Raw genomic sequence first — 15,323 nt, forward strand, 5'->3', positions numbered from 1 at the left:
TAATGTTATCTTCCTGAACTTAAGCTATAACGCTTGCCTTCTTCCGTAGTAAAAGAAACGATGTCTCCCGACAACTGCGCATCGATTTTTTTTTGAATATCTCCGCATTTCTCCATAACCACAACTTCTTCCAACGGCCATGGGCTGACGATTTGACATGTTCTTCCTTTCTCGCTTGTAATGTCTACGTAAGTTACGTTTTCATTTGTTAGTTCGCTCGATACCATGAATGCTCCAACGGCTCTTAAATTTGTAAAGCGGGCGTTTCTTTCACGGGGCCAGGTGGGAAATAGCTTGATAACATGCTCATGGCTTTGCATTAGCATCTCGTTGATTGCCGAAGGTACACCACTGCAGCACTCAATGCCGCCTCCACCGAAGAAAATAAACAGATTCGGATAGCCATGTTTAAGGCACTGACGACGTAACTCGCGCAGGATGACTTCCGGATCGTATCCGACCCGAGCCGCGGCTGTAAATATTGTCGGAAAACCATTATAATCCGTCCAACGGTTCAAAACAGTAATCGTATTTTGGGCTATTTCAAGCAGTTTCGGATCCGAGCCAAGTCCGATCGCTCCGGCAGGCCAGATATGCTGAATGGCCAGCGTATTATCATTCCACCAATCTCGCCCTTCTTCCGTTAAGCGAAATATCATTTTTCCATCGCGCTCGTATGTTGGAAAATTGCTGATATGCTCTAATATATGAGACCATTTATCCCGCCGGTTCGAATCGAGATTCAATTCATGGGACATATCCAGCAGCCCTTTGAATACAGCCCGAATTAGCGCTAACGAGAGGATCGGATTTTTTTCCTCGAGCTCCCGCAACCATTCATCGTTAGGATGTGAGTCCGAAAAAGTGGGGACTTCGTGAATCGCATCACGATATATGACATATCGGTTTTCTTCGAATGTCAAATAATCCTCCCAGAAATCGGCAACTTCAAGTAGGAACGGATATGCCTCCTGACTCGCATATTGCATATCATAAGAGTAGTAATAACGCATCAGCATATTGATTGCGCAATACGCCGCATTGCTTTTTTGCCCCAAAAATAAATGGCCGTTCTCATATTTTATGCTTGCATGTGAAGTGGATAGGGCGGTCGGTAATCCTTTAGGTCCAATACCGACATCATAATAGATTCCTTTGCAGCCTAAATATTGTTCAGCATACCTACGTCCGTTCGGCATGTATTCCCGCAACGGCGTATCGTAGGGTTCGCTCAATTCAATATGATTCGACGAATACACTCCCCACCAAGGGGCTTGGTAATTGTAATTCAAATGATAATCCCCCGCCCAGGCAGAGGCGTCCGTCGTAATCCAGTTGCCGAACAAACCAGGCGGAAACGCCTTGTTGCGGCTGCAACAAGCCATGATGTAGTGAGAGCCGTACCAATACTTCTCCAGCACGTCGTCGCCGATTTCAATCTCGGATTTTGCCCAAAACCGGCTCCACCATTGTTTATGTTCTGAACGAAGCATCTCAATTCGGTTTACGTCCATTAGTCCGGCTCTTCCAACCGACTCTAGCTGATAATCTTCAACATTATGATTCGTTAATACATATGCAACGATATATGTCTTTACTCCCGGCTGTAGCAGGACTGAACCTCGCCCGCCGCCCAAGCTGCGCATAGCTACCGTACCTTCTGTAGGCCAATCGAGGTCGGCGCCGTTAAACTTTCGAGACACCCAAACAACATCGTCCTGCTGCCCCTCTTCCGTCTCGGATTCATTCCCTTGCTGTACCCACAAGTCAACCGAAATCGTTACGGCATCGCCTTCACATGAAAGCTCAACGATTACCGCATTCTCGCCAGCCGAAACCCAATAGTTTATGGATACCGATGTCGCGTCATTATGTAATACCAATGTAACTTCCGCTTCAAGCAACCTCTGTTCGCTATAATATGAAGCTTTTGCCAACGCAGGCATATGAATATCGATTCCCCCGAGCAAGCAAGGACTGCCGTTCGGATAAATCCGCTTCGCTTTCCAAAAGTCGGTCTTCGATATCCATAAACGCTGCCGTTCTGGTGATCCACTGATCACTACGCCAACATCACCGTTTCCAATTAAAGGGCCGTCCACAACTTTGTCCGTAGGTATGTTTTTGGGCGGTTCCGTGAAAATTCCGTTATACTTGGCCATTCGCTCTTTCCATTCAAATTCACTTTTCAACCATCGTCACTCCTGTACATGAAATAATAGAATTACCCGCAATATCATTATCAATAAGGAATATTGCGGGCTCGCTCATACCGCTATTTTTCCACTCTGTCTTGGCATCTCTTAAGAAAGCGTTTTATAATTCAGTTCGATAAGTCAGATGTTATAATAATTAGATATCTGTGTCAATAAAAAGTTCATTTAACATCATGTTTATGATACAGATTTTAATACAATGTTAATCAAATAACAAAGTGGAGAAGTGTAAAAGATATCCAAAACTGAACTAAGGGCTTCTGGTCAACAAAAAGACGACTATTATCCCAGATATTTGGAATCACAGTCGTCTTAATTTCAATAACCAGCTATATCTAAATCGATTTTACAGATTCCCCAATGTCCATCCTGGATTTGCAAACTTGCCCGATATTATATTGTTCTTCTTTTCCATCGATTAAATGGAGCAATAATCTGGCGGCACACTGTCCCATTTCATAGAAGGGTTGCGAAATACCCGTTACATTGAAATTAATTTTCCGGTTTAAATTGGAAGCATCATACGTTACAAGCGATACATCCTCGGGAATGCTATATTTTAGTTTTTGGAAAGAATGAATAACCGCTTCCCCAATCTGATCATTCGCTGTCAATACAGCCGTAAAATTCAATTGTTTCATTTTCTGCTCAAATACGTCACAATACCAATTAAATTCGTCCGAAAAATCTTCCATTCTTGTTGGTATAATCACATCAAATTGCTCGGAATATTCTAAATCAGAATCGATAATGGCTTGTTTAAATCCCACTAACCGTTCATTCATTGTACTTATGTTCGAATTACGGATAAATAATATACGACGATGGCCATGATTGATTAACAACTTCGTTAATTGATATGCCCCGGTAATATTATCGCTTGTTACATACGGGATATTGCTGTTATATACTGTTCGATCTAAGCATACAACTTTAATTCCATTATCTTGAAGGAGGGTGAAGATTCGATTATTGATATCTTCATGTCCATGACTCAAAATCGGACATAAAATGACTCCTTTGACTTTTCTCGCTACCGCACCTTTTGCAAGCACTTCCAACTTCTCCAAATTTCGATCATTACTTGAACTTATCAGTTGATATTCTTGTAAATATAATACATCTTCAATTCCTCTCAATGCGGCCGACCAAAGCGGATTTTCAATGCCAAAAACGAAAGCAGCCACCAGATGAGTGCTGCCTTGAACAGTGAGCTTCCTTTTATCCATGAAAGTGCCTCTTCGGGTATCCCGGATTAGCCACCCTTCTTCCACTAATTCTTTGATGGCTTTCTCCACCGTATTCACACTGGATTCGTAGTATTCGGAAAAATCTCTGCTGGAGGGCAGTCTAAGGCCTTCCGCCCACTCCCCATCCATTAGTCTTCTAAGAATGTCTTGTTTAAGAATAATGTACTTAGCCACAAAATGAAATCTCCCTGTTTTTATTACCACATTAACTTTTCGCTATCGCTGTGTCAAGTTTTTTGATACAGATAATACAAGTACCTCGTTTTCTGACTACAAGTCTAAGCAAGGACAATTGACCAACGACGAGATTCCCTAACTACTACCAGATAAGTCGCTCGAGGAGCTAGCAGAGGCAGTCCGTCTCATCAGTCACTGTCCCCGAAGTAACTAAAATGGATATAGCTTATGAAGCCTTCCTGGATGAACTGTCGCACATGGTTTGAAAACCATCACCGAAAAAAATCCACTTCTTACATCCATATCTATTAATGTTTTTTCTCATACAATTCATTCATAATGTTTCCGGCACTGATTATCCCTTCTTTTGCTTCCTCCAAAGAGGAATAAAAACTCAGCCAGTTGTGAAACATGGAAGGCCAAGATGCCGAAGCACCGTACGATCGATTAAGAAACGATGAATTAAAGGTGCTTGTTGGCCTTATCGGAGCGCCAGGGAATAAGGACGGACCATTCATTCGCCCCTCCAAGTTGAAATCCCCCCCTTCAGAAGTTCAAACTAAATTTGATAAACCGGAAGAGTTCATCGGCTCAAAAAATTGACCAATAAGGATGAATAGGTACAAAATCCTTTTGTGGACTTAAATAATAACCACCTTGTTTAACATAGATAGATCGCTCCTTTCAGCTTTTCTGCCCCAAATTTTACTTAAAATGCCATCTGATTTCTAGGTAAACTTTTTATAAAATCAATTTTATTGATATTTACGTTATTCAGCCAATTAACTCAACGAGGCTGCCGATTTATGCCGGCAGCCTCGTTCTGGTGATAGTTAAGCTATTGTGTCCCGTTATCGTAATGACTAAGGCGGGCTACTTACGAAGTCTCGTTGTACTTTTGAATAGTCGTAAAAATTAACGACAGCTCCATGTTGATGTCGTATTGTCTTGCACTGGATGCTATCGCATACTTGCTACAGTGCAGGAAATGCTTCTAGCTCGTAATGCATCTTGTAACGATTGAAAAGCCGAAGACTCTTTTCGTATCGGCTTTGAGGATATCACCACCTTATAGCACAATGGGATTATTGCTTAAAGGGCTGTCCCAAAGGTCTATTACCTTTGTGACAGCCCTCACTAATTACTAAGAACAATAATTATTTCTCAAACTTATTTGGACAATCCATAAGCTTTTCTGACGAGTGAAAAATATTCATCAGCCTTAACGATTTTGTATTCTGGCCCAAGTGATTCTGTGATAGCTAAAACATCCGTTGGTGTCATACTCCAAGCGTTGATCCCAATCGAAATAAACTTTGAAGATTTTCCATCCCAATCTTTTTTCACTTCAGACAATAAATTTTTACCGTCCTGGATAGTTGAGATACCCCGCATGATAGATACAGGAAGACTCCCGTTCATGATCTTAATATCGTCTTTATCTTCCCCTGCCAAGAAAAGGCCAGGGAGTTTGTAATTTTTTTCATACGCTGCTGCCGTCGACTCGCTGAGTGGAATGTCTTTTCCAAGTTCCCTATTCAGCACATAAGGGTACGACATGTCGGTTTTTTTAAGATACGAATAAGATTGTTTCAGGTATTCCGAGAATGTCTCCTTCGGCCAGACATGTGGATTGAAGTAGCTCGCTCCAGACGGTCCTGCGATAAGCAGATCATTTTTCGTTGCAGTTGCACGGTAATGATTCAGAATGGCAGGAGCTGCATCATACAAAAGCGGACTTGAGGTCCAGTTAATTGGCACTTTGCCTCGAGCGGGATCATCCCATAAGTTACGCATATGATTCTGGTCGTATTGCAAGTTGTCACCTTCGCCAAAGGTATAGGTCACGTAAATTTTATTCTCCAGCTTAGGATCAACTTGTTTTGGTGTTGGTTCTTGTTTTACTTTTGTTCCTGAAAATACGGTCATGTTATGAAACCAGTCAGAAGGTAATACATAAACGCTATGTCGAGATGTTAGTTCGAGACCAGCGACCTCGCCTTCGAAATCATTGTCGAACCACCCCATATAAGGTGTCCCTGGCTTTACGTCGGAAAGAATCTTCTCAAAAAGCGCCTTTTCTTCTGGTATACTAGTTGACAGCCAGAAGACCATCGCTTTGTTTGCTACGGCATAATCACGTAGAAAACCAAAAGGTTCCTTCTCCTCGGATGAAAGTGGTTTAGTACTGCTTGCAGATACTTTGTATTGGTTCCACATTTCAATAGATACTGTTAATTGCTTCGTATTTGCACTAGGTTTAAATTCGTATACAAAGTAATTACCGTGATCTACGAAGCGGTGATCGCTTCCAGGTAAAAATTTGGAGTTATGTCGGTCATAGAGAAAGGCTTCTTCCTCGGTGGTACCCGTTTTAAAATCTGAGATGACCTGTCCGTCTGCCTTCACAGTCACTTGATGAACTGCTGGCCCCCAGCCATCCTGAGGAAAGGCATCATCGAAGCGGAGATATACTGCCTCTTTTCCCAAATATGAAGACAAATCAAATTCATATGTTTTCCGATTGCTTCCATCACGTATTTGTTCTTTTTCGATAGCAATCGTTTGGAACAATTCAGAATTTCCTGGCGGGATCGGGATGGATGTGTCCGGACTCAATCCGACCAACATTCTCTGAGTCGTTTGGCTCCAGAGATTCTCATATTGCCAATTGTACGCGTCCATACGATTTTTAAATTTGCCCTGTAAATCTTCTAGTACCGTCAGGTGATATGGTGCTGCAGTTAATTGTTGTGCAAGTTCAGGACTCGCGACAACGGCATCTTTTAGTCCTGCAAGTGTAGTTGCCACATTAATCGAATCCGGTATATTAGGATCATAAACAATAACGCCTTTAACCTCTTTTACATATTTCTTGAGAACATCCATAGCATTGTCATGTTGCTTATAAGGAACCTTTAAATCTTTCAGCCAAGGGTCAACTTTATTCTGAATCACATAAATTCGTGGTTGTTCCCTGTTAATAATTCCTTCAAGGGTCGTCAGAAGCAATTTAATATCCCCTGATGCCTCATACACATTGGCAACATCCAAATGTTTAGCTTGACCGAAGTTTGGAAGCGCTTGATTTTTAGGCCATTTTAATGAATTCCCTTCCGTTGAAGCATCAGTAGCAGCAAATGCACTAACCGATAATACTATTGTAAAGACTAAGGTAATACACAGAACGGCAAACTTACGAATCATAATTTTCATTTCTCCTTTTAATTGTGATGTGATGCAACAGAACAATCAGCGTTCTCTTCTTATACACCCCTCCTTCAGAAACAAGCAAAATAGGACTCATCTATATGTTAAATATATTGTATATAAACTTCAACACATTTGACAAACGTTCCTAAAATTCTACATTCAATTACATAAAACGACGTTATTTTCAAAAATAACGCATGTTTTGTTGGTTTCCAATTTGAGTTTTGTTTCATTTTCGAATTCGAAAATACGAAATCACTCTGAACTAAAAATATATTGAATATATATTTACTCGATTCATTTATTACTCATAGCGACAGCCTCATGCAGGATGTGAAATAGTAATTCAGAACACCAGCACTTAGAAAAAGAGAGACACTATAGTTATAAAACAAATATAGAATGCCTGGACCCTTAAAGGATGCAAGCATTCTATTAATAATACCTTTTGATACCGTTTAATCTCCTATGTTCTCAAATTGCACATAACATAGACGAGCTCGTTCAACAAATAATGGCAACCGGTGCCCGGTTTCTGCACCAATTGGCACGTGACATCCACCATTTAGTACCCCGAGAAATGCTCTCTCCGTAGTTACCTCCAACGCTGTTTGTGGATCATTATACAAGTCCAGTAACTTCCTTAATTCAGTATCGTCATACTCCCTATCTTTCTATTAATCCCCACTACAGGCAATACATGCAATTTATTTGAACAACTTATTATAACGATTAAAGTCTGCCCATTATATCAACAAAATCAGCAGCTAGTTACTTACCGGCTGCTGTTCTGATGTGTTGTCTTTATTTATCGTTCAATTAGAACGGTATCCATTATTAAACCAACTGCCACAATTTTGAAATGACTAAATGTGAATACTAAGCAGGTTAAAGGGTAAAGCATAATAAAATAATAAATATGCCTGACGGCATAGATAATTACTTATTTGCTGCACTACTCCTATCCGCTTAAAACTCGTGAATCCAATAAATTGTGCCATTTCATTATCCATCAATAGATATCTTTTCAAACATCCGCTTTATCTGATACGCTCAATTTCTGTTCCAGCATTCCGGATCTACGACGCAGGGATAAGGAATAAATAGCTGGGTTGAGTCCTAGTGCAACGCCAACCCCACCAATTCAACCGGCTGCTGTAAGAGAGATGTTTTCTACGATGACGCCCCCGAGTACAGCCCCACGGCCATGCCCAACTGCACGATGGAATTGTTCATACTCAGGATGATCCCCGAAGCCTGAGGAGCCATACCGATTAAATAAACTTGTTGAACCGGCCCCGTCGACCAAGCAAAAAATGACCATAACATCAGCAAAGGCAACACGAACATGGTCGAGTGCGAAAATGCCGCGAGTAAAAATAATATACCGGAGTGTAAGAGCAATCCTCCAATCATCGTGCGGGGGATCCCCCATTTATCTACACCGAAGCCGCCAACCTGGGAGCCTAGGAGACTAGCCAGCCCAAAGGCAAACAATCCGATGCTTACCATCCGCTCGCTCATCCCCGTCATGTCCAGAAGAAACGGAGTTATATATGTGTACAGAATCATATATCCTAATATCCAGAAAAAACTGATGGACAGCGCGACCGAGATTCGGGGACTTTTTAGCAAAGCGAGCAGTTCCCGAATAGGAACGGGAGCCTCTCCTTCCGTCCTTCCAAATCGACTCGTTTCGCTAAAATTTCATTCAAGCATAAGCCTTCGTCAATTCTATAGTTCTACATAAAGCTTTATACAGTTTAACCGCTTGCCCCGTATCTTCTTGATTTTCTCAGGGGATTCATTGGTTCGTTGCTATCCATTGCCTCCTCGCTTAACATGGATAGCTTATGAATGAATTAATAAATATTCAAAACGCGAACATCATGGTATATTATTACTCTAAATGAATAATCAGTTTGATTAAGGAGGAGATTATGAAGTCATATCGTTTAAGAATACCGAACTTGCTCATTATAAGCTTTTTGCTCATGCTTTTCGTTCCCCAGTTTTCCTACGCGCAAGAGAGTGGAGGCAGCCCAGAAGCTGCTGATTTAACATCTGTTATCGGAAACGTAAGTCCCTCAGACGGCACAATGATTACCGAGAACTTTACGATCATCAGCTTTGGACTCGGGATTCCACTAGCAGAAACAGGTTCAATCCTTATCATGGTCGATGACCAACAACTAATAGAGCCGAATTATCTGCATGGTTTGGTATTCACGTACTGCTCGAATCTACAAAATGGTACGCACTCCTTAAACATTCGTGTCTTAGACCATGATAAGAAATTATTGCAGGAATACAACGGAAGCTTCAATGTCCGGCTCTCAGTATGGGAAAATAGTGTCTTGGAAGCAGCGAATATCGAAGCGGATTCACTCCGATTATCCTGGACGCCTGCCAAAGAGAGCATGGGTTACAGAATATATGGTAATAGCATACTCCTAGGGGCAGTGAACGGAAACATCACCACATTTGATGCAACTAATCTGTGGCCAAATACCACATACAACTTTAAGGTTGAGGCGGAGCGCTCCGATGGCAGTTGGACGACAGACGGCCCTGCCCTTAAGGTGTCAACCTACCCTCAGGATCGTTTAGAACCGCATATTGAATCGGTGTCTCCCGCTGACGGCAATAGCTTAACGACGGCTTGGTCGAAGATCACTGCTAAAGTATACGATGAGAACTCCGGCATAAATCTTAGCATGTGCATGGTTGGGGTCGACAATATGATGGTGCCGTTCAGTTATGACGAAGCATCTGAGACGTTGACTGCAATTACTCCCAGATTGCCTAGCGGCACTCACTCCCTTCTCATCTTTGCCACAGATAACGATGGTAATCAAACGCAGTACAACAGCAGCTTTACCATAACATACAAATCAGGAGCGCCGTTTCTGGAATGGAGCAACATGCTTCGTGCTGCTCTTGACGCAGGTGATCCTGCAGATTTAGAGGATGTACGTAAGCTAAGTTCTGAATTTGCAGAACTGGGCGAGATAAACGACCTGTCCTTGATTGATCCGATCTGGAACAAAATCAAACTCAAGCTGCCTGCATCTGTTGATCAGGCTCAATTGAAAAAGAAGCTTTTTCATATCATTTTGTCGATAGGTTCCCTTCCATACGATCAACTGGAATCAAGGTTAGAAGACACCTTGTCTGATCCCGAGTTTCTGCTGACACTTAGTACAATAGCTGCGGCAGGTGGAGAAACGAAACTAACGATGGAGGATATTGTTTCGTTCATTTTTGGGGATGGCAAGGATCTCAGAGGTATCGAAGGGCATATTCAATATTATCTCTCGCAATTGTCACCAATTGAACTGTTAGGACATTTAGGCAATAATCAGAAAATGACTGACATCCTTATGAAAGCCATAACCAATCAGCTTAGTCAATCAACCTATTACAAAATAAGCAAGATTTTGAGGAATCTTAATGTCACTCCTTATGATGTTCAGTCTACAATAATGAATTTCCAGAAAAAGCTAGTACATGACGAACCAGCCGCCCAAGCATGGACTGTTGCCTATATCCGATCAATGGCACAGGCGTCGGTTAAACTTAGCAGCGGCGGCTATCAGCGTAATTACAGTTTAAAGGTTGCCTCTATTGACATTCCGCCGCAAGCACTGGCATGGAAGAAGGTATCCGGAAGTTCTCTTTTCAATATCCTGCCGGACGGCACCGCCTCCATTCCTGAACAGGTGAATATAGCAACCGCGGTTATTCAAGCGGCTATCGTCAACCTAAATAGCGGGGCTAATAAAGTTATTTTCCAGAAAGAAGTAACCATCATCGCTGACAAAGACCCAGCAATAATTCTCCAGAGCATCATGAATGATTTCGAAAGCAAGCGGGGTGAAGTACAACGTAAGCTTAACGTTGCGACAACGCACGATGAGCAAACACAGTTGCTACTTGAATTGATGAATGCAGGAAAAGCGGCGATCAAGCAAATTAATATGTTAAACATATCGGAAGTAATTAGAACGGATGCCATTGACACGATAACAAAGGGGATTGTACATGCGGCAAGCAGTTTGCTGATCGTCTTCTAAGGTGCTGCGTCTGCCACTTAGTCAATAATAGTGCCTTGATCTTAAGTCATTCGGTAAATAGAGAAAAAGGGACTATAATTATGTAAGTCCCTTTTTTTCGTTTTCGAAAGTTGGTATTCAAATCATTTCATTTGATTTAGACCTCATAATTACCTAACTGATCAAGATTTCCGTTGATAAAATAAAAGATCGAGCCAAAAATCAATTTTCACTTTCCCACCAGATTGATTGGCTAGTCTCACCCTCTTCGTAATATGCTTGTTTCCCGTTTTCAAGTTCAAGGGGTTGCTTGCCTGGCTCAGATATTTACTCTGGTTCATCAATAACCTTCCTCAAAATATACCTTAGTTCTTACGCGGTCTATTTTTTTAATGGCCGGGCCTTCATTGGCTAGATGATGCGTGCCTATCGGCACGCGCTTAATAAAAAGAGCAGGCTACCGTAGCACCTGCTCATCAATGTCTAATATTCGACTATCGTTTTCTGTTAGTTGAATGTTGTACTTAAAATCGTTTCTTCATGACCATTCATATCTTTCTGTATAATTTATTCATTAAATAAGAGGTGCTTGAATCAATGTTGCGAATTTAAATGGGTGAACATGACCATCATTTAATGTCGTTTGGCCTGTTACAAAATGTACATGTTTGCCATTTCCGACTGGAATGGCCGGACCAGTTACAATCTTTTTCAGTTTATGAAAATGGTTCAAGAAATCTGTGTTCGTAAGATCAATTTCATGGACATGGCTTTTTCCGACTCGAATCGCTTGCCCAGTAACTCCTGCAAAGCGGTGATTATGTCGATCATTGCCCTCTTCAGCCAGTTTTGTACTTCCTTCAAATTCATGTACGTGCCGCTGTCTCTTTTTACAAGCTCTAGTTTTCTTTATTATCTTAGCTTTTTTCCTCTGCATTCGTTGCATACCTCCTATGATTACGTGACTCATAACTGACTATATGACTCACATTATCCTATTAAGGTAAACAAATGAATGTGCTAGGCTATTATCAACGATTCTAATAATAATTTTATTTATGACCATAATTTCATTGATTTACTCTGCCCGTTAGAATTCCTGTAAAACGAAAAATTTGGTGTTTGAACAAAAACGAGCGCCTCGGTACGATGGGGTTACGCACGAGTTCAGCCTAGCACACCGGCTTGTCGATCAAGGGATTGAGACCGTTCTGGGTTAACCCTCATCTCGTCAAAAAGAACAAGGGGACGCGCTTGTCATTGCAGATATGATCAAAAACGGGTATTATTCCCCTGTTCCTCGGTGGGGCCGGTGATCTTGGCGGCTACACGCACGGAAATGCTCTGTTGCGGCATGCAGGGGTCAATCTAGCTGAGGCAAGTTCCGGGAAATGGGGTGGAAAGATGATGCTCAGTAAGCGAGCCCGTTCACGTTTGCGACATTTCCTCTATCTCATGACGATGTGTATGGTTATGACAAACCCAGAAGTTCGGGCATTACAGCGTCACAATGTAGAGGAAAAGAAGCAGATGAAGATGAAATCCATCATGAAATTATGCAGTAAAAAAGGCATGAAGCCAATTAAGGTAAATTGTTCAAAATTACTTACTTCATCCATGGATCTTCAACATGCCCATCTAGTTCAGCAACTGTTTCTTGAATAGTGGCTCTTATTTCATTAGCCAGATCATCCAATAAGCTTTTTACGTGCTCATACGCTTTAACTAATCCTAATCTACCAATAATTAATGTTATAAGATCTATTGCATTAAATGATTCTTTTTTACACTTACTAATTATCCAATTTTCAACCTCATTCTTAATAACATTATCCAATAATTCATACGTATGCCACTGTCTATCTGATAATTCTAGCAAAGCCGCTAAAGTCTCTTCTACTTCATTAGTTTGAGATTTTGACTCTAAGATGAATTCTTCAAACAGCTCCTTCAAACGAAAATACTAAAGAAAGACCCTAAGACAAAATCCCTTAAGGTCTTCTTAACTAAAGCCTTTAACTTCTTTAATAAGTTCATGAACCCGTTGATATACCCATAAATCACTATATAATGTCCTTCTTACGGAAAGGCATTATGATCTTTTCCATAAACCGTGAACCTATGATTTCATACCCATCCCCATCAGGATGCAGATGGTCAGGAAGGTGGGACGCATCGTCCGAACCAAATAACTCCAACCCATCCATATAGTAAATGTGATGATCACCGCGCGCCCGTACCATCTCTACGGTTTGACGCACATCCTCCCGCATCTCCGGCAGAGTGAAACCGAGCACATTATCGATTGTCTCACGATGCGTGGCATAGAGCGGTGAAATAACGAGCAGAGGCGTTTGCTTATGTTTATCCCTTATTGTTTCCAACATACCAATTAGCGCCGGTTTGAACGTACGAGGACTTAACGAAGCAGCCCCGTATACATTTATTCCCACGCAAAGTGAGATGAAATCAGCTGGCAAATCACGGATGAGTTTCCCAACCATCGGCTCCAGATGGCAGTTTCCTGAAAAACCAAGGCAAGTTAAGTTAAGACCGCTTTCCCTCGCTGTAATCGCTGGCCATGTGCGAGATGGACTGTGCGCACCTACACATTGCGTGATTGAACTGCCATAGGTGACCCATTTCGGTTGTGTATCCGGGAAAATCCTCATTTCTGCATTCTGCTCGATCCACAAGCTGCATACCGTCATACCAATATTTTGTGGCAGATAAATAATGATCTCTTTTCGTCCATGATATAGGTTAGTATAGGTAACCTCCCTATCACTTTCGTTCAACACTGCTGTAGCGAACAATTTTCCATCCACCATACAATCTAATCGGGCCTCCCCTTTAATTGGAGAGAATTTCAGTACAATTACCGTCGAATCTGTGTGAAAACAAAGTCGCACTCCCGCACATATCTCTGCTTTTGAATCGATCCCATTTGGAGGATACAAATCATAATCTTGGTATGGAATACGCCAAGGCTTAATCCCATTCCATGTACGCTCTAATGAGACCGCCCCGAGAAACAACTCATCCGTTATTGGGATTTCCTTCAACTCACCGCACCTTCTTCCCCCAGCCATACGCCATTCCGTAAAAGCATCTGCTGGAGCTCAGCAACAGAAACTTCCCTTGACTTTACAGATGATTTCATAGCTAAGGCAGCAGCCGTACCGGATGCCTCACCCATAGCGAAGCAATTCGGCATTACGCGCAGCGAACCTTGTACTGCCCGCTCCGAAGATGCAGCTCGTCCCGGAACCCACATATTATCGATCCCTACGGGCAATAAAACTCTATAAGGGACCCCATGTGATTCACCTGGTGCCAAGTGCTTAAATGTCATATTTTGTTTGCTGGTTGCCATATGGATATCAATATAGTATGCATTGCGGGCAATATCATCTTCGAATGAACGCGCCTGCATAAAGTCTTCCTCTGTGAGCACATAATCGCCTTGAATTCGCCGTGTTTCTCGAATTCCAACCTGTTCCCCAGTCGCAACGACATGAGCTTGCTCGAATCCTGGTACATACGCTCGAAAGAACTGAACCTGACGCTCAACAAGCCTACGTCCTTCAATACCCCCACGCGTCAAATCCTCAGCTTTCGTGCCATCAATACCAAATATATGACCAAAGTTAACGCCAACCAAGTAATCATTAACCCATGCGAGCCCCGATACCAATTTCCGTCCTTCCGGAAGGACTCCATCAGCCATAGCCTGTTCAACGGTTTGATGAAGCTGGCTCGTATCCCCTGACTCCTTAACGAAACGATTAAACTTCTTGCGATCCGCATTTGCGAGCAGATAGCACATGCTGGCAGATTGCAACTCTCCTTGTTCTCCGCCCTTCTGGAATGGAACACCGGCCTTCGCTGCAATATCGGCATCTCCAGTCGCATCAACCACATAACGGCATCGTACGACTGAACGACCAGATTTGTTCACGATAATGATCCCTTCGATGTTGCGATGATCCTCTGACAAAATCACATCGAACACAAATGTATGATAAAGCAAGGAAACTCCGTTCTCGAGTGAAGCATCATCATACACACGTTTGAGAACCTCAGGATCAATCGGCACCCAATCCAGCGTATTCGCATATTTTTTGCGGTAATCATCGTTACAAGACTGCTTCATCCGTTCCATCAGCTTCATGCCGAGTCCCCGAATTACAGGCTTCACTTTATCTGTAAATGGGCAAAATGCTGGAACAAGCGCTACCGTTCCCATCCCCCCCAAGAAACCACGCTGCTCAATTAATAGTGTATTCGCGCCGTTTGCAGCCGCACTAATGGCAGCCGCTATCCCGGCAGGTCCACCGCCAACAACAACAACATCCACCTCATGCGATACAGGAATTGATTGTGCTGGTATAATCATTTCACCGTAACTC

Annotated in this window: 9 protein-coding genes and 2 pseudogenes; 2 read left to right on the plus strand and 9 right to left on the minus strand. The window is 42.3% G+C overall.

Annotated features, from left to right (window positions below; genetic code table 11):
* Window positions 1-5: 5 nt before the first annotated feature.
* The 5 genes and pseudogenes from ADU23_RS26785 to ADU23_RS26805 form a co-directional block, all read right to left on the minus strand.
* Window positions 6-2,192 (minus strand): glycosyl hydrolase family 95 catalytic domain-containing protein, encoded by a 2,187-nt coding sequence (locus ADU23_RS26785; RefSeq protein WP_053376553.1) that lies wholly within the window; start codon window positions 2,190-2,192, stop codon window positions 6-8.
* 359 nt (window positions 2,193-2,551) lie between these two features.
* The gene (locus tag ADU23_RS26790) at window positions 2,552-3,640 is read right to left on the minus strand and encodes a GntR family transcriptional regulator (RefSeq protein WP_053376554.1); all 1,089 of its coding nucleotides are present in this window, start codon (window positions 3,638-3,640) and stop codon (window positions 2,552-2,554) included.
* A 1,173-nt stretch (window positions 3,641-4,813) separates the two neighbouring features.
* Window positions 4,814-6,850, minus strand: a complete 2,037-nt coding sequence (locus ADU23_RS26800) for a GxGYxYP domain-containing protein (RefSeq protein ID WP_053376556.1) — start codon at window positions 6,848-6,850, stop codon at window positions 4,814-4,816.
* A 542-nt stretch (window positions 6,851-7,392) separates the two neighbouring features.
* Window positions 7,393-7,515: pseudogene (locus ADU23_RS33780) on the minus strand (hydroxymethylbilane synthase); the annotation flags it as partial.
* Between the two features lie 514 nt (window positions 7,516-8,029).
* On the minus strand, window positions 8,030-8,491 hold the full coding sequence (locus tag ADU23_RS26805) for an MFS transporter (RefSeq protein ID WP_331459289.1): 462 nt from the start codon (window positions 8,489-8,491) through the stop codon (window positions 8,030-8,032).
* A 305-nt stretch (window positions 8,492-8,796) separates the two neighbouring features.
* On the opposite strand from ADU23_RS26805, the gene ADU23_RS26810 reads away from it, so the two are divergent.
* Window positions 8,797-10,932, plus strand: a complete 2,136-nt coding sequence (locus tag ADU23_RS26810) for a fibronectin type III domain-containing protein (RefSeq protein ID WP_053376557.1) — start codon at window positions 8,797-8,799, stop codon at window positions 10,930-10,932.
* A gap of 553 nt (window positions 10,933-11,485) precedes the next feature.
* Here the strand turns inward: ADU23_RS26810 and ADU23_RS26815 are convergent.
* A complete protein-coding gene (locus tag ADU23_RS26815) occupies window positions 11,486-11,848 on the minus strand; it encodes a YmaF family protein (RefSeq protein WP_053376558.1) in 363 nt (120 codons plus the stop codon).
* A 362-nt stretch (window positions 11,849-12,210) separates the two neighbouring features.
* On the opposite strand from ADU23_RS26815, the pseudogene ADU23_RS32425 reads away from it, so the two are divergent.
* Window positions 12,211-12,477: pseudogene (locus tag ADU23_RS32425) on the plus strand (transposase); the annotation flags it as partial.
* 40 nt (window positions 12,478-12,517) lie between these two features.
* On the opposite strand, the gene ADU23_RS32970 reads toward ADU23_RS32425, so the two are convergent.
* From ADU23_RS32970 to ADU23_RS26830, 3 genes are all read right to left on the minus strand, one after another.
* Window positions 12,518-12,865, minus strand: a complete 348-nt coding sequence (locus ADU23_RS32970) for a hypothetical protein (protein WP_053376559.1) — start codon at window positions 12,863-12,865, stop codon at window positions 12,518-12,520.
* Between the two features lie 109 nt (window positions 12,866-12,974).
* Window positions 12,975-13,976 (minus strand): SGNH/GDSL hydrolase family protein, encoded by a 1,002-nt coding sequence (locus ADU23_RS26825; protein WP_053376560.1) that lies wholly within the window; start codon window positions 13,974-13,976, stop codon window positions 12,975-12,977.
* Window positions 13,973-15,310: an FAD-dependent oxidoreductase gene (locus ADU23_RS26830; RefSeq protein WP_053377848.1), complete on the minus strand. Its 1,338-nt coding sequence runs from the start codon at window positions 15,308-15,310 to the stop codon at window positions 13,973-13,975. The genes ADU23_RS26825 and ADU23_RS26830 overlap by 4 nt, the downstream gene beginning before the upstream one ends.
* Window positions 15,311-15,323: the final 13 nt, after the last annotated feature.

Origin of the sequence: Paenibacillus sp. FJAT-27812 (assembly GCF_001273905.1) — a bacterium.
Lineage (GTDB): Bacteria > Bacillota > Bacilli > Paenibacillales > Paenibacillaceae > Pristimantibacillus.